General features: G+C 72.0%; 23 protein-coding genes and 1 riboswitch. Of the genes, 13 read left to right on the forward strand and 10 right to left on the reverse strand.

All coding sequences use genetic code 11. The annotated features are described in order from the left end of the window. Positions 1 to 19 precede the first annotated feature (19 nt). The 4 genes from ACIBI9_RS02430 (at position 20) to alc (ending at position 3,784) form a co-directional block, all read left to right on the forward strand. Positions 20 to 232, forward strand: coding sequence for an EF-hand domain-containing protein (locus tag ACIBI9_RS02430; protein ID WP_394494155.1), 213 nt, complete (start codon positions 20 to 22; stop codon positions 230 to 232). Between the two features lie 139 nt (positions 233 to 371). Next, positions 372 to 1,526: a glycerate kinase gene (locus ACIBI9_RS02435; RefSeq protein ID WP_397220140.1), complete on the forward strand. Its 1,155-nt coding sequence runs from the start codon at positions 372 to 374 to the stop codon at positions 1,524 to 1,526. Then, positions 1,527 to 2,831 carry an allantoinase AllB gene (gene allB, locus ACIBI9_RS02440; RefSeq protein WP_397220141.1) on the forward strand — a complete coding sequence of 435 codons (1,305 nt, stop codon included), beginning with the start codon at positions 1,527 to 1,529 and terminating at the stop codon, positions 2,829 to 2,831. Positions 2,832 to 2,833: 2 nt separating this feature from the next. Then, entirely contained in the window at positions 2,834 to 3,784 is a 951-nt protein-coding gene (alc, locus tag ACIBI9_RS02445; protein WP_397220142.1) for an allantoicase, read from the forward strand. A gap of 48 nt (positions 3,785 to 3,832) precedes the next feature. Here alc and pknB read toward each other — a convergent pair whose 3' ends face one another. The 4 genes from pknB to thiO all read right to left on the reverse strand — a co-directional run bounded on the left by pknB (position 3,833) and on the right by thiO (position 7,897). Continuing rightward, a complete protein-coding gene (gene pknB / locus ACIBI9_RS02450) occupies positions 3,833 to 5,731 on the reverse strand; it encodes a Stk1 family PASTA domain-containing Ser/Thr kinase (RefSeq protein ID WP_397220143.1) in 1,899 nt (632 codons plus the stop codon). A gap of 105 nt (positions 5,732 to 5,836) precedes the next feature. Beyond that, on the reverse strand, positions 5,837 to 6,592 hold the full coding sequence (locus ACIBI9_RS02455; RefSeq protein WP_397220144.1) for a thiazole synthase: 756 nt from the start codon (positions 6,590 to 6,592) through the stop codon (positions 5,837 to 5,839). After that, positions 6,585 to 6,776 carry a sulfur carrier protein ThiS gene (thiS, locus tag ACIBI9_RS02460; protein ID WP_397220145.1) on the reverse strand — a complete coding sequence of 64 codons (192 nt, stop codon included), beginning with the start codon at positions 6,774 to 6,776 and terminating at the stop codon, positions 6,585 to 6,587. Before thiS ends, ACIBI9_RS02455 begins: the two co-directional genes overlap by 8 nt. A 5-nt stretch (positions 6,777 to 6,781) precedes the next feature. Beyond that, complete coding sequence (thiO, locus tag ACIBI9_RS02465) at positions 6,782 to 7,897, reverse strand: glycine oxidase ThiO (protein WP_397220146.1); 1,116 nt, start codon at positions 7,895 to 7,897, stop codon at positions 6,782 to 6,784. Beyond that, positions 7,887 to 8,005: riboswitch (TPP riboswitch) on the reverse strand. Its footprint overlaps the gene before it by 11 nt. A gap of 53 nt (positions 8,006 to 8,058) precedes the next feature. Here thiO and ACIBI9_RS02470 point away from each other — a divergent pair. From ACIBI9_RS02470 to thiE, 3 genes are read left to right on the forward strand one after another with little or no spacing between them, the layout of a single operon-like run. Then, the gene (locus ACIBI9_RS02470; protein ID WP_397220147.1) at positions 8,059 to 9,228 is read left to right on the forward strand and encodes an NAD(P)/FAD-dependent oxidoreductase; all 1,170 of its coding nucleotides are present in this window, start codon (positions 8,059 to 8,061) and stop codon (positions 9,226 to 9,228) included. Between the two features lie 30 nt (positions 9,229 to 9,258). Continuing rightward, positions 9,259 to 9,633, forward strand: a complete 375-nt coding sequence (locus ACIBI9_RS02475; RefSeq protein ID WP_318787511.1) for an Rv2175c family DNA-binding protein — start codon at positions 9,259 to 9,261, stop codon at positions 9,631 to 9,633. Then, entirely contained in the window at positions 9,611 to 10,249 is a 639-nt protein-coding gene (gene thiE, locus ACIBI9_RS02480; RefSeq protein ID WP_397220148.1) for a thiamine phosphate synthase, read from the forward strand. The genes ACIBI9_RS02475 and thiE overlap by 23 nt, the downstream gene beginning before the upstream one ends. Before the next feature lie 161 nt (positions 10,250 to 10,410). On the opposite strand, the gene ACIBI9_RS02485 is transcribed toward thiE, so the two are convergent. Next, on the reverse strand, positions 10,411 to 11,478 hold the full coding sequence (locus ACIBI9_RS02485) for a polyprenyl synthetase family protein (protein ID WP_397220149.1): 1,068 nt from the start codon (positions 11,476 to 11,478) through the stop codon (positions 10,411 to 10,413). A gap of 169 nt (positions 11,479 to 11,647) precedes the next feature. On the opposite strand from ACIBI9_RS02485, the gene metF reads away from it, so the two are divergent. Then, the gene (metF, locus tag ACIBI9_RS02490) at positions 11,648 to 12,568 is read left to right on the forward strand and encodes a methylenetetrahydrofolate reductase [NAD(P)H] (RefSeq protein ID WP_397220150.1); all 921 of its coding nucleotides are present in this window, start codon (positions 11,648 to 11,650) and stop codon (positions 12,566 to 12,568) included. A 640-nt stretch (positions 12,569 to 13,208) separates the two neighbouring features. Here the strand turns inward: metF and ACIBI9_RS02495 are convergent. Together ACIBI9_RS02495 and ACIBI9_RS02500 are read right to left on the reverse strand one after the other, a co-directional pair. Continuing rightward, positions 13,209 to 13,769 (reverse strand): GNAT family N-acetyltransferase, encoded by a 561-nt coding sequence (locus tag ACIBI9_RS02495; RefSeq protein WP_397220151.1) that lies wholly within the window; start codon positions 13,767 to 13,769, stop codon positions 13,209 to 13,211. 10 nt (positions 13,770 to 13,779) lie between these two features. Continuing rightward, positions 13,780 to 14,256, reverse strand: coding sequence for a YbaK/EbsC family protein (locus ACIBI9_RS02500; RefSeq protein WP_397220152.1), 477 nt, complete (start codon positions 14,254 to 14,256; stop codon positions 13,780 to 13,782). A gap of 200 nt (positions 14,257 to 14,456) precedes the next feature. On the opposite strand from ACIBI9_RS02500, the gene ACIBI9_RS02505 reads away from it, so the two are divergent. Further along, positions 14,457 to 15,185 carry a peptidoglycan-binding protein gene (locus ACIBI9_RS02505; RefSeq protein WP_397220153.1) on the forward strand — a complete coding sequence of 243 codons (729 nt, stop codon included), beginning with the start codon at positions 14,457 to 14,459 and terminating at the stop codon, positions 15,183 to 15,185. 133 nt (positions 15,186 to 15,318) lie between these two features. After that, complete coding sequence (locus ACIBI9_RS02510) at positions 15,319 to 17,010, forward strand: hypothetical protein (protein ID WP_397220154.1); 1,692 nt, start codon at positions 15,319 to 15,321, stop codon at positions 17,008 to 17,010. Positions 17,011 to 17,014: 4 nt separating this feature from the next. Here ACIBI9_RS02510 and ACIBI9_RS02515 read toward each other — a convergent pair whose 3' ends face one another. Together ACIBI9_RS02515 and ACIBI9_RS02520 are read right to left on the reverse strand one after the other, a co-directional pair. After that, positions 17,015 to 17,533, reverse strand: a complete 519-nt coding sequence (locus ACIBI9_RS02515; protein ID WP_397220155.1) for a hypothetical protein — start codon at positions 17,531 to 17,533, stop codon at positions 17,015 to 17,017. Positions 17,534 to 17,584: 51 nt separating this feature from the next. Further along, positions 17,585 to 18,202 (reverse strand): TetR/AcrR family transcriptional regulator, encoded by a 618-nt coding sequence (locus ACIBI9_RS02520; protein ID WP_397220156.1) that lies wholly within the window; start codon positions 18,200 to 18,202, stop codon positions 17,585 to 17,587. Between the two features lie 96 nt (positions 18,203 to 18,298). Here ACIBI9_RS02520 and ACIBI9_RS02525 point away from each other — a divergent pair, with 96 nt between their 5' ends. The 3 genes from ACIBI9_RS02525 to ACIBI9_RS02535 all read left to right on the forward strand — a co-directional run bounded on the left by ACIBI9_RS02525 (position 18,299) and on the right by ACIBI9_RS02535 (position 20,550). Continuing rightward, on the forward strand, positions 18,299 to 19,492 hold the full coding sequence (locus ACIBI9_RS02525) for a cytochrome P450 (RefSeq protein ID WP_397220157.1): 1,194 nt from the start codon (positions 18,299 to 18,301) through the stop codon (positions 19,490 to 19,492). 6 nt (positions 19,493 to 19,498) lie between these two features. Then, positions 19,499 to 19,690 carry a ferredoxin gene (locus ACIBI9_RS02530; protein ID WP_185072964.1) on the forward strand — a complete coding sequence of 64 codons (192 nt, stop codon included), beginning with the start codon at positions 19,499 to 19,501 and terminating at the stop codon, positions 19,688 to 19,690. 473 nt (positions 19,691 to 20,163) lie between these two features. Next, positions 20,164 to 20,550 carry an SAV_6107 family HEPN domain-containing protein gene (locus ACIBI9_RS02535; protein WP_397220158.1) on the forward strand — a complete coding sequence of 129 codons (387 nt, stop codon included), beginning with the start codon at positions 20,164 to 20,166 and terminating at the stop codon, positions 20,548 to 20,550. A 783-nt stretch (positions 20,551 to 21,333) separates the two neighbouring features. Here ACIBI9_RS02535 and ACIBI9_RS02540 read toward each other — a convergent pair. Continuing rightward, complete coding sequence (locus tag ACIBI9_RS02540) at positions 21,334 to 21,828, reverse strand: transcriptional regulator (RefSeq protein ID WP_026214021.1); 495 nt, start codon at positions 21,826 to 21,828, stop codon at positions 21,334 to 21,336. Between the last annotated feature and the right edge of the window lie 66 nt (positions 21,829 to 21,894).

Genomic DNA, 21,894 nt, shown 5'->3' on the forward strand with positions numbered 1-21,894 from the left:
CGAGCAGGAAGGCCATCCCGTGCCCGAGGAACTCCCAGAAGAGCGGCTTGCGCAGCTCAAGAGCACTTTCGCGTCGATCGACACCGACGGCGACGGCTACATCAGCGAGGCCGAGCTGAAGCGGCACTTCCCGGGCCTCCCGGCGGAGGCGCTGGGCGCGATGAGTCAGGCCGCCGACTCCGACCAGGACGGCCGCTACTCGCTGGAGGAGTTCATCCGCACGGTCTCCTGATCTTCCGGCCGGTTTCCGGAACGGGCCCCGTACGGTCCGCGCGGCGCGGGGATGTGATGATGAGTCACGCCTTCCTGCCCGCTCGCACCGGGCAGGAAGGCGTGTCAGGACATTGTTCACCATCCTGTAGGGGTTCGTAGTGGTTCAGCAGGTTCTGGTCGCCCCCGACAAGTTCAAGGGATCGCTGACGGCGGCCGAGGTGGCCGCCCGGGTCTCGGCCGGGCTCGGCGTGCCCACGGTGGAGCTGCCGGTGGCCGACGGGGGCGACGGCACCGTGGACGCGGCCGTGGCCGGCGGGTTCGGCCGGGTCACGATCGAGGTCACCGGGCCCACCGGCGAGCGGATCTCCGCCTCGTACGCCTGGCAGGACACCGACGCCACGGCGGTGGTGGAGCTGGCCGAGGCGTCGGGGCTGCGCCGCCTGCCCGGCGGGCACGAGCCGCTGACCGCCACCAGCCACGGCACGGGCGAGCTGATCGCCGACGCCGTGCGCCGGGGCGCCAAGCGCGTGGTCCTGGGGCTGGGCGGGAGCGCCTGCACCGACGGGGGAGCGGGCATGGCGCAGGCGCTCGGCGCGCGCCTGCTGGACGCCGACGGCGACGACCTCCCCCGGGGCGGGGCCGCGCTGAAGGGGCTCGCCCGGATCGACCTGTCGGGCTTCGTGGACGTCTCCGGCGTGGAGTTCGTGGTGGCCAGCGACGTGGACAACCCGCTCCTCGGCCCGCACGGCGCCGCCGCCGTCTACGGGCCCCAGAAGGGCGCCACCCCGGACGACGTCAAGACGCTGGAGGCCGGTCTGACCCGGCTGGCCGCCGTCGCGACCGCCACTCATGGGCTGATGGGGGCGGTCGAGCACGACGACACGCCGCGCGCGATGGGCGTGGCGGGGGCGCCGGGGGCGGGGGCGGCCGGCGGGGTGGGGTTCGCCGCGCTGGCGTTCCTGCACGCCGAGATCCGGCCCGGCATCGGCTACCTGCTCGACCTGCTCGGGTTCGGCGAGCTGGTCAAGGACGCGCGGCTGGTGATCACGGGCGAGGGGTCGCTGGACGAGCAGTCCCTGCGCGGCAAGGCGCCCGTCGGGGTGGCGCGGGCCGCGGCCGAGGCGGGCGTCCCCGTGGTGGCCGTCTGCGGGCGCCGTACGCTCACCGACGACGAGCTGCGGGCGGCAGGCATCGAGGCCGCCTACGCCCTCACCGATCTCGAACCCGACCCCGAGCGCTGCATGGCCGAGGCCGGGCCCCTGCTCGAGCGCCTGGCCGCGCGGCTGGCCGCCGTCCATCTCGAAGGGGACTAGATGACCGATCTGGTGATCCGATCCCGCCGTACCGTCACCCCCGAGGGGGAGCGGGCGGCGGCGGTGGCCGTGCGGGGCGGGAAGATCGCGGGCCTGTACGACTACGCCGCCCCGCTCGACGCCGCCGAGGACATCGACCTGCGCGACCTGGCCCTGCTCCCCGGCCTGGTCGACACCCACGTGCACGTCAACGAGCCCGGGCGGACGCACTGGGAGGGGTTCGGCTCGGCGACCAGGGCGGCCGCCGCCGGAGGCGTCACCACGATCCTCGACATGCCGCTCAACTCCCTCCCGCCCACCGTGAACGTGGCGGCCTTCGAGGCCAAGCTGCGGGCCGCCGAGGGGCAGTGCCACGTGGACGTGGGCTTCTGGGGCGGGGCCGTGCCGGGCAACGTCAAGGACCTCGCGCCCCTGCGCGAGCGCGGGGTCTACGGGTTCAAGTGCTTCATGTCGCCGTCGGGGGTGGAGGAGTTCCCGCCGCTCGGCGACTCCGAGCTGCGGGAGGCGCTGTCCGAGGTGGCCGCGGTCGGCGGCGTGATGGTGGTGCACGCCGAGGACCCGGCGCTGCTCGGGGAGCCGGGCGGGCCGACGTACCGGGAGTTCCTGGAGTCGCGGCCGGGGGAGTCTGAGCGCAGCGCAGTCGCGCGGGTGGTGCGGCTGGCGGCGCGGACCGGCGCCCGGGTGCACATCCTGCACGTCTCCAGCGCCTCCTGCCTGGAGGTGCTGGAGTCGGCTCGGGCCGAGGGCGTGGCGGTCACGGCGGAGACGTGCCCCCACTACCTGACGCTGGCGGCCGAGCAGGTGCCCGAGGGGGCGACCGCGTACAAGTGCTGCCCGCCCATCCGTTCCGAGGCCAACCGCGACCTGCTGTGGGACGGGCTGGCCAGGGGCGTGCTGAGCTGCGTCGTGTCCGACCACTCGCCCTCGCCCGCCGACCTCAAGGTGCCCGACTTCGCCGCCGCCTGGGGCGGCATCGCCTCGCTCCAGCTCGGGCTGCCCGCGGTCTGGACGGAGGCGTCGCGGAGGGGGTACGGGCTGGAGGACGTGGTCCGCTGGATGTCTGCCAATCCGGCGGCGATGGCCGAAATATCCGGAAAAGGCGGGATAAAGCCGGGTAACGATGCCGATCTGGTGGCTTTTGACCCGTCGGCTGACAATCCCGTGGACGCCGCGCGCCTCCACCACAAGAACCCGGTCACCCCGTACCACGGCCGCGTGCTCAAGGGCGCCGTACTGACCACCTGGCTGCGCGGACGACCCGTGGACGACGTGCCGCACGGACGATTCCTGTTGGGAGAGCAGTAGATTTGCCAGGCTTCATCACCCTGCCTGACCTCGCCCTGCGCACGCTCGGCGGCTCCGTCGTGGCGGCCAGCGACGAGTCGTTCGCGGAGAAGGAGAGCCTGATCCGGCCGGGGCGGCCCGGCTTCCAGGCGGAGACGTTCGGGAGCAAGGGGCAGGTCTACGACGGGTGGGAGACCCGCCGCCGCCGCTCGCCCGGCCACGACTGGGCCCTGGTACGGCTCGCCATCCCAGGCGTGATCCGCGGGGTGGTGATCGACACGGCGTGGTTCAAGGGCAACTACCCGCCCCACGCCTGCGTCGAGGCGGCCTCGGTGGAGGGCCACCCCTCCCCGGCCGAGCTCGAGGCCGCTCCGTGGACGGAGATCGTCCCCCGGGCCGAGCTCACAGGGGACAGCGAGCACCACTTCGCCGTCACCGACGAGCGCCGGTTCACCCACGTCCGGCTGAACATCTTCCCCGACGGCGGCGTCGCCCGTCTCCGGGTGCACGGGGAGGCCCGGCCCGACCTGTCCGTGTACGACGGGCTCGGCCTCGACCTGGCCGCGCTCGCGAACGGCGCCCTGGTCACCGCCTGCTCCAACGAGTTCTACTCGGCCCCCAACAACGTCATCGCCCCCGGGCTGGCCCGCCACCAGGCGGAGGGCTGGGAGACCGCCCGCCGCCGCGGCGACGGGAACGACTGGCTGGTCATCCGGCTGGCCGGGCGCGGCGTGATCAGGCTGGCCGAGATCGACACCACGAACCTGCTGTTCAACGCGCCGGGCGCGGTCTCGCTGACGGGCCTGGACGGTGACCGGGAGGTGGAGCTCCTCCCGACGACCCGCCTGCAGCCCGACACCCCGCACCGCTTCCGCCTGGCCCACCCGGACCCGGTCACGCACGTACGGGTGGACATCTACCCGGACGGCGGCCTCGCCCGCGTCCGCCTCCACGGCCACCTCGCCGTCCCCTGACCACCCGGGCGATCGCTCAGGCCCGGACGGCAGGCCCGGGCCTGCGGCTCACTGCCAGAGGACGACCGTGCTCCCCTGCTGACGCTCGCTGTTGGGCAGCGGCCGCTGGAACTGGACCACCCCGCGGTTGCCCAGCCGCCGCACCGCCACCTTGAACCCCAGGGCCTCCAGCTCCGCCTTGGCGTCCCTGACCTCCTTGCCGATCACCGCCGGCACGAGGGCGAACTGCTGATCGTCGCGGGCCTCGTCGTCCCTGTCGCCGTTGAGCCAGTCCCAGAAGTCCGTCTGGCACCGGGCCACCGTGATCATGACCGGCGCGCCCTTGTCCACCTCGGACTTCGCCTTGGGCGTCTGCGCGATGACCGTGCACGGCTCGGCGTCGTCGTCCACCTCGTTGACCTGCACCTGGAAGCCCAGCCCGCCGAGATATTGGGCGGCCTCGTCCTTGGGCATGCTGTTGACGTCGGGCATCACCATGCCGGCGCTGACGTAGATGTCGATCTTGGCGCCCTCCCGCACCTTCTCGCCGACCTGCGGCGAGGTGCGGATGACCTTGTCGCGCTCCACCTCCTGGTTGGCCAGCCGCTTGACGACGCCCACGGTCAGCCCGGCATCGGCGATCTTGGCCCTCGCCTGGTCGCCGGTCATGCCCTCGGTGTTGGGCACGGCGACGCGCTTGGGCCCGAGCGAGGGCACCAGCGTGATCGTGGCGCCCTTCTCCACCTCGGTGGTGGCCGCCGGGTCGGTGCGCAGGACCAGGCCCGCGGCCATCTTCTCGTCGTTGCGGCCCTCGGCCTCCTGGACGTTGAGGCCGGCCGCGGCGGCGCTCTGCTTGGCCAGCGCCATGTTCTTGCCGACCAGGTCGGGCACGGAGACCATCTCCGGCTGCGCGAAGTACCAGCCGGTCAGCCCGACCGCGACCACCATCACCCCGGCGAGCACCACCAGGAACCAGTTGGGCTTGAACCCCGCCCGCCGCGGCGGCACCTCCGCGCGCGGCTGGATCAAGGTGTGGGCGGGGGCCGGCTGGGGCATCGAGGCGGCGCCGGAGGCGTTGAAGACCTGCGTCTGGGCGTGTGAGGCCGGCGGGTTGGTCAGGCGCGGCAGCATCCGGTGCGCGTCGACGGCGGCCACGAGCATCGCGGTCGCGTCGGCGGGGCGCTGGTCCGGCTCGCGGGCCGTCGCCTGGGCCACCAGCGTGTCGATCAGCGGCGGCACGTCGGGGACGACCGACGACGGCGCGGGCACGGTGTCGTGGACGTGCCGGTAGGCCACCGACATGGGCGTCGCGCCGTCGTACGGCTGCTGGCCGGTGACCAGCTCGAACAGCATGATGCCCGCGGCGTAGACGTCGCTGCGCACGTCGGCGGCGCCGGTGGTGACCTGCTCGGGCGCCATGTAGCCGATGGTGCCGATCATCACGCCGGTGCGGGTCTGGTTGGTGGCCTCGATGGCCCGGGCCAGGCCGAAGTCGACGACCTTGACCCGGCCGTCGTCGGTCATCAGGACGTTTTCCGGCTTCACGTCGCGGTGGACCATCCCGGCCTGGTGGGCCGCGCCGAGGGCGGCGAGCACCGGGATCATGATCTCGAGCGCCTCGCGGGCGGGCAGCCTGCCGCGCTCGCGCAGGATGTCGCGCAGCGTCTTGCCGGGCACGTACTCCATCGACAGGTAGACGACGTCGTTGTCGGTCCCCTGGTCGAAGACGTGCACCACGTTGGGGTGGGAGAGGCGGGCAACCGACTTGGCCTCGCCGATGAACCTCCGGACGAACGCCGGGTCCTCGGCCAGCGAAGGGTGCATGACCTTCAGCGCCACCGTCCGGTCCAGGCGGACGTCCAGCGCGAGGTAGACGGTCGCCATACCGCCCCGGGCGATCCGGCTCTCGATGCGGTATCGCCCATCGAGGAGCCGCCCGACCAGGGGGTCCGCAGTCGTCGTATCCACCCCGCTGAGTTTACGGGCGTTTTGCCACTGGGAGGGCCCCACCGCCCGAAACCGATGCTGAGACGTTCCCGTTGGAACGTCCCAGCTCCCCACGCGTCACTCGGGTCAGGGAGTCATCGGCGAGGAGGCCTCGGCGTAGCGCCTGCGCGGGATGCGGCCCGCCAGTCGCGCCAGCCGTCCGGCCTCCACGGCCTGCTTCATGGCGACCGCCATGAGATCGGGCCGCTGCGCCCTGGTGACCGCCGTGGCCAGCATCACGGCGGCGCAGCCCAGCTCCATCGCCAGCGCGGCGTCGCTGGCCGTGCCGATGCCCGCGTCGAGCACCACCGGCACGGACACGGCCTCCACGATCAGCTCGATGCTGTGCGGGTTGCGGATGCCGAGACCCGAGCCGATCGGCCCGCCCAGCGGCATGACGGCCGCGCAGCCCGCCTGCTCCAGCCGCCGCGCCAGCGCGGGGTCGTCCCCGATGTACGGCAGCACCACGAACCCGTCGGCCACCAGCCGCTCGGCCGCGTCGAACGTCTCGATCGGGTCGGGCAGCAGGGTGCGCTCGTCGGCGATGACCTCGACCTTGATCCAGTTGGTGCCGAGGGCCTCCCTGGCCAGCCGCGCCGTCAGCACGGCCTCGCCCGCCGTGAAGCAGCCCGCCGTGTTGGGGAGCACCTTGATGTCCCGCTTGCGCAGCACGTCCAGGACCGAGCCGGGGGCGTTCGGGTCGACCCGCCGGATCGCCACCGTGGTCAGCTCGGTGCCGGAGGCGGCCAGTGCCTGGTCGAGCACGTCCAGCGAGGGCGCGCCGCCGGTGCCCATGATGAGCCGGGAGGAGAAGCTCTCCCCGGCGATGATCAGATCATCCACCTTGCACCGCCGTCAGAACCTCCACCCGGTCACGGTCGCTGAGCGCCGTCGTCTCCCACGAGCTCCGCGTGACCACCTCGTCGTTGACGGCCACGGCCACTCCGGTGGTGGCCGTGGTCAATGTGCGTACGGCCTGCGCCACGGTCGTGCCGTCGGCCACCTCGTGCGAGGTCCCGTTGATCATCACAATCATGAAATTTCCCGAAATCTCCCAGGTGAGCACATTGCCGCGAGCTCGCCCTCCTCGCCCAGCAGGATGTCCGCCGTGAGCGGCGACAGGAGCACGCCGCCCCGGTGATGACCGGTGGCCAGCGCCAGCCCCGGGGTGCCGCTCGGGCCGATGAGCGGCAGGTTGTCCGGCGTGCCCGGCCGCAGCCCGGCCACCACGTCGGCGACCTCCAGCTCGGTGACGCCCGGCACCAGCTCCCTGGCGTCGCGCAGCAGCTCGTAGAGCCCGCCCGCGGTCACCCTGGTGTCGAAGCCCATCTCCTCCTGCGTGGCCCCGACCACCAGCTCGCCGTCGCCCCGGGGGACCAGGTAGACCGGCGTGCCGTGCACGGTGCCGCGGACGCACCGGGTGAGCAGCGGCTGCGGGGAACGCAACCGCATGATCTGCCCCTTGACCGGCCGCACCGGCACCTCGGCCAGCCCGGCGCTCCACGCCCCGGCCGCCAGGACCACCCGCTCCGCCCGCAGCTCGGCTCGCCGGTCGTCGTCGCCGGACGGCTCCAGGCGTACCCCTGTGACCCGGCCGCCGTCGCGCAGCAGCTCGCCGACGCGCGCCCGTACGAGCCGGACTCCCCGCCGGTCGAGCGCGGCGAGCAGCGCCGCCGTCACGCGGCGCGGGTCCACCCACGAGTCGCCGGCGGCCAGCAGCCCGCCGCGCACCGAGGGGGCCAGCATGGGCTCCAGGCGGCGGCACTCGCGGCCGGTCAGCCGCTGGACGGGCAGCTCCAGCTTCTCCAGGTAGGCGGCCAGCTCGTCCAGCGCGGCCAGGTCGTCCGCCCCGAACGCCACGTCGAGCGTCCCCTCGGAGCGCAGGTCCAGGGCCTCGGCGCCCGCCAGCCCCGCGTCGGCGGCCAGCTCGACGGCGAAGGCGGGCCAGCGGCGCAGCGACGCCACGCCGAGCCGCAGCAGCGGCACCTCCGTATAGGTGACCTCGCTGACCGGCGCCAGCATCCCCGCCGCCGCGTGCGAGGCGCCCGAGGCGGGGGCCGGGTCCACCAGGGTGACGGGCCGCCCTTCGCGGGCCAGCCGCCAGGCCACGGAGAGCCCGACGACCCCGCCGCCCACGATCACATCCATCCGCGCTCCCTTCGCCGGCATGATCCGGATCAGGTGTCTTGCGGTCGAAGGCCCGATCGGCAGCCTTCCTCTCAGCCCGGTCACGGCCGGACTCCCGCGCGTCTTACGCCCCCAGCCTACGGCCTCGCTGCGACGCCCGGACACCGGCCCACGTTAGGGTCATGAACGTGAACAAAGTCGTGGTGGTGGGAGCGGGCCTGGCCGGAGTGCGCACCGTGGAGGCGCTGCGCGCACGGGGGTTCGGCGGGAGGATCACGCTGATCGGTGAGGAGCGGCATCGCCCCTACGACCGTCCACCGCTGTCCAAGGCCGTGCTGTTCGGCGACGCCGACACCAGCTACGTCGACACCGACCTGGCCGCGATCGACGTGGAGTTCCAGCCGGGGGTCAGCGCCAAGGCGCTGCGCGAGGGGGTCGTGGAGACCACCGAGGGCGAGATCGGCTACGACGGGCTGGTCATCGCCACCGGCGCCGAGCCGATCAGGCTGCCCGGCGACGGCCCGCAGCACGTGCTGCGCACGCTCGACGACGCCCACGAGCTCAGGGCCGTGCTCGTCCCCGGCGCCCGCGTCGCGATCATCGGCGCCGGCTGGATCGGGGCGGAGGTGGCCACCGCCGCCCGCCGTGCCGGGTGCGCGGTGACCGTGATCGAGGCCGGCCCGGCGCCGCTCGCGACGGCCGTCGGCGCCGAGATCGGGGCCCGCACCGAGCGCTGGTACGACGGCATCGACCTGCGGCTCGACACCATGGTCGACTCCGTGGACGAGGGCGGCGTGCGGCTGGTGGGCGGCGAGTTCGTGGACGCCCACGTGGTGGTCGCGGGCATCGGCGTGCGCCCGGCCGTCGAATGGCTCACCGGCGCCGACATCGACCTCCACAACGGCGTCGTCGTGGACGAGTACCTGCGCGCCTCCCTCCCCAACACGGTCGCCGTCGGCGACTGCGCCGCCTGGTGGTCGCGCCGCTGGCAGACCAGGCTCAGGGTCGAGCACTGGGACACCGCGCTCAACGCCCCCGAGGTGGCCGCCGCCAGCTTGCTGGGCGAGGACGTCGCGTACGATCCCGTTCCGTACTTCTGGTCGGAGCAGTTCGGGCACATGGTGCAATATGCCGGTCATCATTCGGCAGGAGAGCGCTTGATCTATCGGGGCGAGCCGGAGGGAAAGTGGTCGGCCGTCTGGCTCACGGCCGACGACGTCCTCGCCGCGGTGCTCGCCGTGGACCGGCCGCGGGACCTCGTACAGGGGCGCAGAATCATCGACGCGGGACATCGTCTCCACACGGAACGCCTGGTAGATCCAGAAGTTCCCCTACGAGATTGTGTTGTTTGAGCAAGCACGGCATGTGGTAGTTGTGGTTTCGTGACGCTTTCTGTTGCACAGATCGACCGGGAGACCGACCAGCTCGTCGACGAGTGGCTCACGCTCCCCGAAGTGGCCTCGCGCCTTGACCTTCCGATAGGGCGGGCCAAGCAACTCCTCAAGGACCACAAGCTGCTCGGTGTACGCCGGGGGAGCGGCGGGCCGCAGGTGCCCGCGGTGTTCCTCGATGGAAAGGATGTGATGAAGGGCCTGCCCGGCACGCTGACCGTGTTGCTGGACGCCGGCTACGACGATGTCGAGTCGCTGCGCTGGCTCTTCACCCCCGACGAGTCCCTGCCCGGATCGCCCATCGAGGCGATCAAGGCCGGCCGTCATACTGAGGTCAAGCGGCGTGCCCAAGCCCTCGGTTTCTGAAGCCCGCCTCTATCTCTGCACCGACGGCCGCCGCGACCGCGGCGACCTGGCGGAGTTCCTCGACTCGGTGCTGGCCGGCGGCGTGGACATCATCCAGCTGCGGGAGAAGGGTCTGGAGGCCCGCGAAGAACTCGCGCTCCTCGAGGTCTTCCGCGACGCCTGCGACCGGCACGGCAAACTGCTGGCCGTCAACGACCGGGCGGACATCGCCTACGCCGCCCGGCCCGACGTGCTCCACCTGGGGCAGGACGACCTTCCTGTGACGGTCGCGCGAGAGATACTCGGCGACGACATCGTCATCGGACGGTCCACCCACTCCGTGGCCGAGGCTTCCGCCGCGGCAGCGGAGCCGGGCGTCGACTACTTCTGCTGCGGCCCCATCTGGCCCACGCCCACCAAGCCCGGCCGCCCGGCCCCCGGCCCGCCGCTGCTCCGGCACGCGGCCGCGCTGGAGACCACGCGGCCGTGGTTCGGGATCGGCGGCATCGACCTCGCGAACCTGGACGAGGTGATGTCGTACGGCGTGCGCCGGGTGGTGGTCGTACGCGCGATCACGGACGCGGAGGATCCGGGCGCGGCGGCGGCGGAGTTCGCCAAGCGCCTGTCCTCCATCTGACCGCGGCGGCCGCCTGAGCGCAGGAGGCCACCCGACCGACATGGGCCTTGTGACCCATGAGGCCCCTCGACCGACATGGGTCTTGCGACCCATGAGGCCCCCGGACCGACGAGGCGCCCGTCACCACACGGGCGCCTCCGAGCCGGAGGCGCTCGTGTCGGTCAGGTCTTGCGGGAGGTGGCCGCGATGGCCAGCTCCGTCAGAGCCGCGCGCGCCTCCGCCGTGATCGGCGCCCCGTCGAGCGCGGACAGCGCGTCCCCCAGATAGTCGCCGATCAGGTCCTCGCACTCCTGCAGCGCGCCCGTGTCGTCGATGATCTGCCGCAGCGTCTCCACTCCGCGCTCGTCCAGCCCGGGATCCCCCAGCAGCCGCCGGACGGTCTGCGCCGCACCCGGGGACGCCGCCGCCAGCGTGCGGGCCACGAGCATCGTCCGCTTGCCCTCCCGCAGGTCGTCGCCGGCGGGCTTGCCCGTCTGCGCCGGGTCGCCGAACACCCCCAGGATGTCGTCACGCAGCTGGAACGCGATCCCGACCCGCGTGCCGTAGCCCGTGCACAGCTCGTCCATCCAGGGCGCGAGCTTGCCGCCGGCGAGCACCAGCCCGAGCCGAAGCGGCTGCTCCACCGAGTATTTCCCGCTCTTGAACAGCGCCACCCGCAGCGCCGACTCGAACGTGTTCTCGCCGTGCGCCTGCTCCAGCAGGTCGAGGTACTGGCCGCACATCAGCTCCGTACGCATGTGGTCGTGCACGGGCTGGGCCGCCGCCAGGGACTCGGGCGGCAGGCCGCTGGTGCGCCACATCTCGCCCGACCAGATCAGCAGCAGGTTGCCCAGCAGGATCGCCGCGCCCTCGCCGAACTGCTCCGGGGACCCGTGCCAGGCGGACTTCTCGTGCAGCGCCTGGAACCGGCGGTGCGCGGACGGCATGCCCCTGCGCAGGTCGCTCTTGTCCATCACGTCGTCGTGCACCAGCGCGCTGGCCTGCAGCAGCTCCAGCGAGGCAGCCGCGGTGAAGATCTCGGGCACGTCCGTGCCGCCCGCGCCGCGCCAGCCCCAGTAGCAGAACGCCGGACGCAGTCGCTTGCCGCCGGACAGCAACTCGTCGGCGGCCGTGCGCAGCGGCTCGAGCTCGGGGTCACCGGGGGCGGGCAGCTGTCGTTCGACGAACTCTCCGAGGGCACGCTCCACCTGTGTGCGCAGGGTGTCCATGCCAACGGCGTCAGTGGTCATGCCTTGAGACTAGTGGCCGCGTGCGGGGGCTCGGATGTGCAGGTGTCCCAATAGGGGCATCTGGGGTGTGGCGGACGTTGATGCGCGACTCGGGCAGGTGACATGGCTGTGGCGGCAGGGGCCATGCGGCCGTGACCTTGGGCCGGCGAGGTCCCTGTAACCTTGGGACATGGCGCTTGGTCGACCCTCCATCCTGCCCGATCGTGTTCCCACCGTCCGCGACATGCTCGCCGCCGGTGGCCGGTCGTTCTCCTTCGAGTTCTTCCCGCCGAAGACCGACGAGGGAGAGCGGCAGCTCTGGAAGGCGATCAGGGAGCTGGAGTCGCTGCGGCCGACGTTCGTGTCGGTGACCTACGGCGCGGGCGGCTCCACGCGCGACCGCACGGTCGACATCGTCGAGCGGATCGCCCACGACACGACGCTCACGCCCGTGGCGCACTTCACGGCGGTCAACCACTCGATCCGCGAGCTGCGCCACCTGGTGGGGCGCTTCGCCGACGCCGGGGTGCGCAACATCCTGGCCGTGCGCGGCGACCCCCCTGGCGACCCGACGGCCGAGTGGGTGCAGCACCCCGACGGCGTCCTCTACGCCGAGGAGCTGGTGCGGCTGATCAGGCAGGCGGGCGACTTCTGCGTCGGCGTCGCGGCCTTCCCCTACAAGCACCCGCGCTCGTCGTCCATCGAGACCGACACCGAGTTCTTCGTGCGCAAGTGCGAGGCGGGCGCCGACTACGCGATCACGCAGATGTTCTTCCGCGCGGACGACTACCTGCGGCTGCGCGACCGGGTGGCGGCCAGAGGGTGCGACACGCCGATCATCCCGTGCATCATGCCGGTGACGCAGATGAGCACGATCGCGCGCTCGGAGCAGCTGTCGGGAGCGCCGTTCCCGGCGGAGGTGGCGGCCCGCTTCGAGGAGGTCGCCGACGACCCGGCGGCGGTGCGGCGGCTGGGCATCGAGCACGGGGCCGAGCTGTGCCGGCGATTGCTCGACGAGGGCGCGCCGGGCATCCACTTCATCACCTTCAACCGCTCCAGCGCCTCCCGCGAGGTCTTCCAACGCCTCGACGCGGTCCCCCTTTCCGCCTGAACCCCATTCATTCATTTTCATTTTTTACGGCGGAGCACGGGCGGCACCACCCGCCGCACATGGCCGGCGACCTCCAGGGAGACGCCGGCTGACCCGCACGGGGCCACCCACCGCAACGGCGCAACGTGGGCCTCCTCCGGGGTGCAAACCGTTGACCCCTGACCGGTCGGCAGGATCGCTTGACCGAGGGCACCGGCGGCGACCACTCGCCGCCCGCCGTGTCGGGACCATCGGGTGGTCGCCCGTTGCGTCGGGACGGTCGGGTCGTCGCTCGCAGCGCTGGGTTCAGGGGGCCGTCGGCTCGCAGTGCTGGGTCCGCCCGGGTCGTCGCCTGCCGTGTCCAGATCATCGGACCGCCGGTCGCCGTGTCCAGATCATCGGACTGCCGGTCGCCGTGGCGTCCAGCGGGCCGCCGGTCGCCGTGTGGTCCAGTGGGCCGTTCGTCGCCGTGTGGTCCGACGGGTCGTCGGGTGCGGTCGAACCGGAAGGAGCCCGTCACCCGCCCGCAGGGGGACCGGGCGGGTGACGGGCAGGGGGCAGTAGACGGTTAGTAAAGGGGTGACTACCTTGCGTAATGGATGGTGCCCCAAGTAATCGGCAGACAAACCCAACAGTCACGGGTTCATCAGGGAGGTGATCCTCACGTCAAGGGGAGGGGGCGGCCCATGATGGCGTAGTCCTCGTAGCCGCCCGGGAAGATGAACCTCGTGAGCAGGTCCGTGAAGCCCATGCTGGCGTAGAGGTGGCGGGCGGCCGTGGGCTGGTCGTGGGTCGACAGGACGGCCGAGCGCTCGGGGCGGCCCGCGCAGAGGGTGCGGATCATGGCGCGGCCGATGCCCTTGCTCTGGAAGTCCGGGTGGACGTGGATCTCGGCCAGCTCCAGCGCGTAGCCCAGCCAGGCGTTGGCGGCCTCCTGGCCGAGCCGGTCCGTCAGGGCGCGGAAGACCACGTCATGCCACCACTGCCCGGGGGCGCCGCGGAAGCCGTATGCGAAGCCGACGGTGACGGGGGCGGAAAGGGACGGATCGCGCAATTCTGCGAAATAACACTGAAAATGGGGATAAGTCGCGTGATTTCGCATGATGGATTTACGGCCGTTGATCTGGTCCGCGGGCGGGCGCATGGCAGCCGTGTAGATGTCGATCACCGTGTCCAGCCGTTCGACGAACTCGGCTGGCCCCGCCCCGCGAAACTCGATCACGCGTCGCACACTACTCGACGTCCACCGCCGTGCCCCCGGTGATCCGCACGAGCTCGTCAAACGTCGTCGGGAACACGGTCAGAGGATGGCCCCCGGCCGCCCACACCACCTCGTGCTTGCTCAGCCAGTTGTCCACCAGGGTCCGCACGGGCGCCGGATGCCCGACCGGGGCCACGCCGCCGATGGGCTGGCCGGTCGCCGCCCTCACGAACTCCGGCGTCGCCCGGCGTACCTTCCCGACCCCCGCGGTGCGGGCGATCAGCTCCACGTCCACGCGGTGCGCCCCGCTGGTCAGCACGAGCAGCGGCGCGCCGTCCGCGTCGAAGATCAGGCTGTTGGCGATGGCCCCGACCTCGCACCCCACCTGGGCCGCGGCGGTCGCCGCCGTGGGCGCCTTCTCGGGCAGGACGACGATCTCGCCGCCCGCCCCCAGTTCGCGCAGAGCGGATTGAACAACGACCGCATTGGACGGCAACTTCTCAGACATGGACACACTCTAAACAGGTTGACCGCTTCATTACCGATTCATGATGAGTGGTATAGGGTCGGCTGATCCGTTTGTTCATGGTATGAGAGGTGGTACTGGTGGGGGCTCGACTGCTGCCCGGAGTGGCTGCTCTCCTGACGGCAGGCGCCGTCGCACTCTCGGGCTGCGGCACGCATGGGTCGCATCGTTCGACGGCGTCCATGAGGACGGCGTCCCCGGCCGCCACACATACCTCCGCGGGAGCCCGATCCGGTCCCGCCGCCACCACCCACGCCACGGTCACCGCGCCGCGCAAGACGCTCAGGCTCGGCGCCAAGGGCAAGTCCGTCCAGTGGCTGCAGAGGCGCCTGGCCCAGCTCGGCTACCGCCCCGGCAAGGCCGACGGCCGCTACGGGGGCGCGACGCTGGCGGCCGTGTGGGCGTTCCAGAAGGTGAACGGCATCAAGCCGACCAGCACCGTCGCCAGGCGCACGTGGGACGCCCTGGAGACCCCCAAGTCGCCGCAGGTCCTGGTCAAGGACGGCAAGCCGACCCGCGCCGAGGTCAACCTCACCAAGCAGATCATGGTCCTGTACGTGGACGGCGAGGTGAAGCTGATCACCCACGTGTCCTCCGGCAGCGGCGTCCCCTACTGCGAGACCGCCTCGTGGCAGGGCAAGCAGCAGCGGTTCTGCGGCTCGGCCACCACGCCGACGGGCGACTACAGGACGACGTGGCGCGCCCGCGGCTGGCACAGGTCCTACCTGGGGCAGCTCTACAACCCGATCTTCTTCAACGGCGGCATCGCCTTCCACGGCGCGCTGTCGGTGCCGCTGTATCCGGCCTCGCACGGGTGCGTGCGCATGCCGATGAACGTGGCCGAGGTCCTGCCCGGGATGCTGGGCAAGGGCGTGCCGGTGCACGTCCGGGGCAGGTTCAAGCGCCTCTGAGAGCGCCTCCGAGAGTGCCTCTGGGCACGCCCGCCGCGCCGCCGGCGACATAACGCCCGCATAACCAGAAGCGGTGACGGGGCCGTTATGGACCTTTTGTTGGACTCCCTCCTGACTTTCTTGGGGGGAGAGCATGACGACTGCGTTCATGACGCCCGCGCCCGTTCACACGGCGGCGCGGCATACGGGACGGGCCCGCCTGTGGTGGGTGCTGGCGGCCGGGTGGGTCGCCCACGTGGCGTTACGGCTGTGGCTGTACCGGTATCACACCGGACCGGTGGCGAACCCGGACGAGACCGGGTACCTCCTCGCCGCCCGCTGGCTGGCCGGGGGGCCGGGCGCCGACCTCACGGGCTCGACCTTCTACCAGGGCGGCTATCCGCTGCTGCTGGTCCCGATCTTCTGGCTCACCTCCGACCCCGTCCTGGCGTACCGGCTGGTGGCCGGGGTGGGGTCGATGGCGGCGGCGAGCGCGTACCCGCTGGCGTACCTGCTGCTGAGGCGGATGGGCCTGGGCAGGCGGGCGGCGCTGATCACGGCGTTCGTCGCGGGGCTGTCGCCGGCGCTGGTGGTCTTCTCCGGGCTGGCGCTGACCGACGCCATCCTGCCCGTGCTCGTCCTGGCCTGGCTGCTCGCGCTGCACGACCTGGTCGCGTACCGGTCGGCGCGGGCCGGGGCGGTGGCGGGCGCGCTGGCGGCGTTCGCTATGGCGGCGCATCTGCGGGGGACCGTGGTCCTGGCGGTGTGCGTCCTGGCCGTCGTGGTGGTGACGGTCCGCGGAAGGGCGGTGGCGTCGGTCCGCGGGAGGGTCGTGGGGCCGGCGGTCGCGGCGCTGGTGAGCGCGGCCGTGGTCGCGGCGGCGGGCAAGGCGCTCAACGGGGCGCTGGGCGCCGCGCTGTATCCGGGCGGGCCCCGGGACCTGTCGGGGCTGCTGGTGTCCAGGCTCACGAGCCTCGAAGGACAGGCGTGGGCGCTGTCGGGGGCGGCCGGGCAGCTCTGGTACCTCGTGGCCGGCACCTGGGGGCTCGCGGGCGTCGGTCTGGCGGGCGCGGCGGCCACACTGGTACGGCGGTCCGCGCCGTACCGGCATCGCGTCCTGGCGGGCACGCTGCTGCTGACGACCCTGGGCATCGCGTACGCCTCCTCGGCCGCCCTCCCCGACGAGCACCGCGTCGGCAACTACGTCTACGGGCGCTACCTGGCCTGCGTCGCCGTGGCCTGGACCCTCGCCGGCCTGATCGTCCTGGTGAAGGGCGGGCGCCTGGCCGTGGTGCGGCACGCCCTGGCCGCCGCCGGGCTGTTGGCGGTGACCGGCGGGGTGGCCGCCTGGTACGCGGGGGACCGGCTGGAGCGTTACGCGTTCATCGCGTTCGACTTCCCCGAAGTGATCTTCCTCGCGGGTGAGAACGACGCGCTGGACCTGGTCGAGGCCTCCGTGCCCGCCCTGGTCCTGCTGGCCTGCCTGACCGGGGCGGCCTTCCTGACCGCCCGCCGGGCCAGGCTGCTGGTGGTGGGCGTGCTGGCGCTGATCGACATCGCGTTCACGGCCGGGCAGGCGCCCGCACGCCCGTCGGGCGCGGACTGGCTGCCCACCCCGCCTCCAGGACGCGTGGCGGTGGACAAGCGGGTGCGGTGGAACATCTGGGTGCCGCTGGCGTACCGGGTGTCGTGGACCCAGATCGAGTTCTACAGCGGGCGGCCCCCGTCGGGCGCGTGCACCGCCGTGGTCCCGCACGGGACGGCTCCGCCGGCGGGCTGGGCCGCCACGGGGCGCGGCGGCGCCCAGATGGGCTGGACGACCTGGGCGAACGACCGCTGCCGCTGACCCCTCAGGTCCGGGCGCTCGCGGCCCGCCTGCCCTCCGCGGCCGCCGTCGCCACCCCCGCGGCCTGTGCCAGCCCGGCCGCCACCAGGACGAGTACGGTGGCCGGCTGCCACGCGGGAAGGCCGGCGGCGAAGTCAGGGGTGTCGTAGAGCCCCGCCAGCGCCTTGGCGGGGTTGATCAGCGCGACGAGGACCGCGAGGGCGTACGGGACGATCAGGACGCCCGACAGCACGAGCAGGGGCGTGCGGCCCCGGCCGCCCCGCCGCAGGAGCACGCCGATGACGGCGTACGCGACTCCCAGGACCCCCACGACCACGGCGGTGGCCAGGACCAGCCGCCAGGAGTCCCTGCCCACCGCCGTCATCCCGTCGGCGGCGAGCCGGCCGCCCGCCCACTCCGGGCCCGTGATCTGCGCCTTGACGGCAGCCTCGACGGCCATGAGGTTGACGCCCGCGTACGCCGCCGCCAGGACCGGCCCCAGCGCCGGCAGGACGAGAGCGATCAGCCACCTCTTGCCCGCCATCCGGCCCCCCTCTCCGCTCCGGACAGCTTCTCAGAAAGCGGGCATCCGGAGCTATCCGAGGGAGCGCAGGCCGGCGAGCGTGATCTCGGCCGCCCGGCGCGCCGTGCTCCACATCTGCTCCGCGGACAGGTCGTGGCCGAGGTCGGCGACGATCGCCAGCTTCACCGCGCCGAACATCGCGCCCACCGCGGCGGCCGCCTCCACCGCGTCCAGCTCGGGGTAGGCCTCCCGCAGCGCCCGCGCCAGCGTGGTCTGGCTCTCGAGCAGCATCACCAGCGCCCGCGCCCGCAGCGTGGGCTCCTTGAGCACGAGCCGGATGCGCAGCTCCGCGTCCTCGAACGTGAGCTCCTCGTACGTGGTCAGCCAGGTCAGGCTGTCCTCCACGATCCGCAGGAGGACGTCTCCCGGCGACTCGCCGGGAGCTCTGGCGGCCAGTGTCGCGGCGGCCAGCTCCATCTTGCGGGCGGAGTCGTAGAAGACCACGTCCTCCTTGCTCGCGAAGTAGCTGAAGAACGTGCGCGTCGACACGTCGGCCTCCGCGGCTATCTCCGCCAGCGTGGTCTCGTCGAAGCCCTTCTCGTCGAACAGCCGGAGCGCGGCCTCGATCAGTGCCCGGCGCGTGCGCTGCTTCTTGCGCTCCCGCAGCCCCACGCCGCCGTTATCCACCATGACGGAACTATACTGCATGCGTTTATGATTTTCATGCATTGAAGTTTTGCAATGAATGAGGTTTTCTGGAGGTGAAGCTCGGAAAGGAGCCGAAACATGTCCGATGTGACGTTTCCCACCGACCGGCAGCGCCCGTTCGATCCGCCCGACGAAGCCACCGAGCTGCGAGAACGGGCGCACATGCACCGCATGACCTTCGCCGACGGTCACCGGGGCTGGCTGGTGACCGGCTATTCCGCCGCCCGCGCCGTGCTCGCGCATCCGCGCTTCAGCAACCGCCCCGAGCTCGCGCATCCGCCGATCCAGGGCTCCCTGCTCCGGATGAGGATGCAGAAGGACGCGAAGACGCCACCCGGGTTCTTCCTGCGCATGGACGAGCCCGAGCACGCGCGCTTCCGCAGACTGCTGACCGGCCAGTTCACGGTGCGCAGGATGAAGATGCTCGAACCCAGGGTCGAGGAGATCGCCAACGCCTGCCTGGACGACATGGCCGCCGCCGGCGGGCCCGTGGACCTCGTCGAGAAGTTCGCGCTGCCGATCCCGTCGCTGGTGATCTGCGAGCTGCTCGGGGTGCCGTACGAGGACCGCGCGCAGTTCCAGGAGGACACCAAGCTCCTGGTCAACCTGGAGGCCAAGGCCGAGGACGCGATGGCCGCGCTCGGCCGGATCACGGCGTTCATGTACGGGCTCGTCCAGCGCAAGCGCAAGGAGCCGGCCGACGACCTGATCAGCGGGCTCATCGAGGGCGGGGAGCTGGACGACGAGGAGCTCGCCGGGGTGTCGCTGCTGCTGCTGGTGGCCGGGCACGAGACGACCGCCAACATGCTGGGGCTCGGCACGTACGCGCTGCTCACGAACCCCGCGCAGCTCGCCGCCATGCGCGACGACCCGTCGGTGGTGGAGAACGGCGTCGAGGAGCTGCTGCGCTACCTCACGATCATCCACCTCGGGCCGATGCGCACCGCGCTGGAGGACGTCGAGATCGAGGGTCACCTCATCAAGGAGGGCGAGTGCGTGGCGCTCCACCTGCCCACCGTCAACCGCGACCCGTCCCGCTTCCCCGACGGCGACCGGCTGGACGTCGCCAGGCCCGCGGGCGGGCACCTGACCTTCGGCCACGGCATCCACCAGTGCCTGGGGCAGCAGCTCGCCCGCATCGAAATGCGCATCGGGTACCCTGCGCTGCTGCGCCGCTTCCCAGGTCTACGCTTGGCCGTAACACCCGAGGAGGTGCCGATGCGCTCGGACATGAGCATCTATGGAGTGCACCGCCTCCCAGTCACTTGGTAGGTCACCATGGAAATCAAGGCAGATACGACGGTGTGCATCGGGGCGGGCATGTGCGCGCTGACGGTGCCGGAAGTGTTCGACCAGAGCGAGGACGAGGGCACGGTGGTGCTCCTGCAGAAGGTGCCTCCCGCGGAGCTGGAGGACGGCGTGCGCCGCGCTGTGACCCTCTGCCCGTCGGGGGCCATCTCGGTCGTCTGACGACCGTCTTGTCGTCCTCCTGAACCACCCGGCCGTCGCCGCAAGCTCCCCGCGGCGACGGCTTTTTCGCGCCTTCCGACTCATGCTCGTCGAACCTGTGTTCGTGGAATCGGTTGACACCGAGCGTGATCGAAATTATGTTCGACGTAGTGACGGTGGGGCTCGCGGCTCAACGTCACCAGGACCTGGTCGCGGGCCGTTCGCTTCCCCAAGCGTTCCCCCGCGGCCAGGCTCCATGGGCGAAGGGCACGTCCTCGTCGTCGGCGGAGACGAGTGGGCGTGTCCTGGCCGGACGGGGAGTGGGGAAGCTCCACGTCCGGCCAGCCCGGTGGAAATGTCGGTGGGGTCTGCAAGTGTTGGCACCACCGGCGGAGACGCCGGCGGCCGCCCACGACTCCAAGGAGGCGCGCAAGATGGCACCACGGCCTAGAGAAACGCCCGGGCCCCGGCTGTCGCCTGCGGTTCGGGCACACTTGACCGATTCTCGTTCCTGCCTGGCGGAGGCGACCGGCGCTCGCACTCCGGCATCCCGATATGTGGCCGCCCACCTGGCAGCTCTTCGAGCGGCGGCGGCGATCCTGGCCGCCCGTCCCCGTCCCATGGAAGGCCGCAGGCGCCGCCTGCGCAGCGCCTGGGAGCTGCTGCCCGAGGCCGAGCCGCGCCTGGCCGAGTGGGCCGCCTACTTCTCGGTGAGCGCCGCAAAGCGCGCCGCCGCTGAGGCGGGCATGGTCAGCCGGGTCAGCGCGGCCGACGCCGACGAGCTCCTGGCCGAGGCGGAGACGTTCGTCTCCACGGTGGAGGACCTGCTCGGCGTGCCGGCCCAGCCCCAGCTGCCGGTCGACGTCCAGCTGGCAGGCTGACCCACCCACACGTCCCGAGCGGACGCTCCCTCCACCGGGCCGACCGCAGTCTCACGCCCGCGTGGGGCGTTCCCGTCGCCGGGCCGACCACGGCCTCGCGCCCGTGTGAGATGTTCCGTCGCCGGGCTGACCCACCCTCATGTCCGGGTGTTCCCGTCGACGGGCTGATCCGGCTCTGGATGCGCCGGGTTCCGAGGCCGCTGCACCGCGCCCGAACGCGGCCCTCGCGCGGCCGAGCGCCGACGTCACGGCCCCGGGTGGATGTCCCCTCGGCGGCCCACCGGCTCTTGCCGCGCCGTAACGCGGCCGAACGCCGACGAGCTCCCGGCCGAAGCGGAGACGCGCGCCTACTCGGCATGCGCCCAACCCAGCCCCGGCGGGCGCCCCTTGAGGGGCTGGCCTCGGTTCTCCCGTCCAGCCCAGCTCCGGTGGGCGCCCCTCGACGGGCTGACCTCAGTCGGCCCGCCCCGCCCTGGCGGCCGGGCGCCGATATGACGGCCCTGGCGGGCACCACCGATCCCGTTCACTCGGTGGTGCTCCAAGCGAGACCCGTGCGCCCAGTAAGCGCTTTCCGGGATGGCAGCCAGCTTGGGATGCGTCCAGGGTGGCGCGGCGCCAGGCCTCATGCCGTGCGGAAAGCGTGGCGGACCAGGGAGGGGCGCTCGATGCCGGGTGGCTCGCCGACCGTGTGGCGGTGGCGAGCCCTCAGGCGGGTGAGGCGGCCTCAGAGCGGGGTGAGACGGCCTCGGAGGGAGGGGGCGACCTCAGGGGAGAGGGACGGCCTCAGAACGACTCGACGGCGCGACGCGCCTCGGCGTCGAGGACGCCCCAGCTGATCAGCTCCTCGGTGAGCTCGCTGGGCGACTTGTCGTAGATCACGGCAAGCGAGCGCAGGTCCTCCTGGCGGATCGACAGCACCTTGCCGTTGTAGTCACCGCGCTGGCTCTGGATCGTGGCGGCGTAGCGGGCGAGTGCCCCCGCCTTCTCCTTCGGCAGCGTGGCCAGGCGCTCCAGGTCGATCACAAGCTTGGGCGTCGGTCCGAGCGGGCTGGGCGCGGCTCCGCCCGGCAGCAGCTCGGATACGGGCACCCCGTAGAAGTCGGCAAGCTCGGCAAGCTTCTGCACGGTCACCGCACGGTCGCCACGCTCGTACGAGCCCACGACCACGGCTTTCCACCTGCCACGCGACTTTTCCTCGACTCCATGCAGGGACAGGCCCTGCTGGGTGCGTATGGCGCGGAGTCGTGCACCCAGCGACTTTGCGTACTCAGACGGCATTTGTGTGGCCCCCGGCTCTCGTATGTATCGCTCTCAGTAGATTGTGCTCCCTTGCGGCGTATGCCC

This window comes from Nonomuraea sp. NPDC050451, assembly GCF_044458585.1.

Excerpts from the sequence above, each read along its gene's own strand:
- thiO (WP_397220146.1), bottom strand. The coding sequence starts at position 7,897 with ATGGATGTGATCGTGGGCGGCGGGGTCGTCGGGCTCTCCGTGGCCTGG.
- allB (WP_397220141.1), top strand. The coding sequence starts at position 1,527 with ATGACCGATCTGGTGATCCGATCCCGCCGTACCGTCACCCCCGAGGGG.
- ACIBI9_RS02540 (WP_026214021.1), bottom strand. The coding sequence starts at position 21,828 with ATGCCGTCTGAGTACGCAAAGTCGCTGGGTGCACGACTCCGCGCCATA.
- ACIBI9_RS02505 (WP_397220153.1), top strand. The coding sequence starts at position 14,457 with ATGAGGACGGCGTCCCCGGCCGCCACACATACCTCCGCGGGAGCCCGA.
- ACIBI9_RS02510 (WP_397220154.1), top strand. The coding sequence starts at position 15,319 with ATGACGACTGCGTTCATGACGCCCGCGCCCGTTCACACGGCGGCGCGG.
- ACIBI9_RS02470 (WP_397220147.1), top strand. The coding sequence starts at position 8,059 with ATGAACGTGAACAAAGTCGTGGTGGTGGGAGCGGGCCTGGCCGGAGTG.
- ACIBI9_RS02525 (WP_397220157.1), top strand. The coding sequence starts at position 18,299 with ATGTCCGATGTGACGTTTCCCACCGACCGGCAGCGCCCGTTCGATCCG.
- thiS (WP_397220145.1), bottom strand. The coding sequence starts at position 6,776 with ATGATCAACGGGACCTCGCACGAGGTGGCCGACGGCACGACCGTGGCG.
- ACIBI9_RS02515 (WP_397220155.1), bottom strand. The coding sequence starts at position 17,533 with ATGGCGGGCAAGAGGTGGCTGATCGCTCTCGTCCTGCCGGCGCTGGGG.
- ACIBI9_RS02530 (WP_185072964.1), top strand. The coding sequence starts at position 19,499 with ATGGAAATCAAGGCAGATACGACGGTGTGCATCGGGGCGGGCATGTGC.
- ACIBI9_RS02520 (WP_397220156.1), bottom strand. The coding sequence starts at position 18,202 with ATGGTGGATAACGGCGGCGTGGGGCTGCGGGAGCGCAAGAAGCAGCGC.
- ACIBI9_RS02500 (WP_397220152.1), bottom strand. The coding sequence starts at position 14,256 with ATGTCTGAGAAGTTGCCGTCCAATGCGGTCGTTGTTCAATCCGCTCTG.
- ACIBI9_RS02485 (WP_397220149.1), bottom strand. The coding sequence starts at position 11,478 with ATGACCACTGACGCCGTTGGCATGGACACCCTGCGCACACAGGTGGAG.
- metF (WP_397220150.1), top strand. The coding sequence starts at position 11,648 with ATGGCGCTTGGTCGACCCTCCATCCTGCCCGATCGTGTTCCCACCGTC.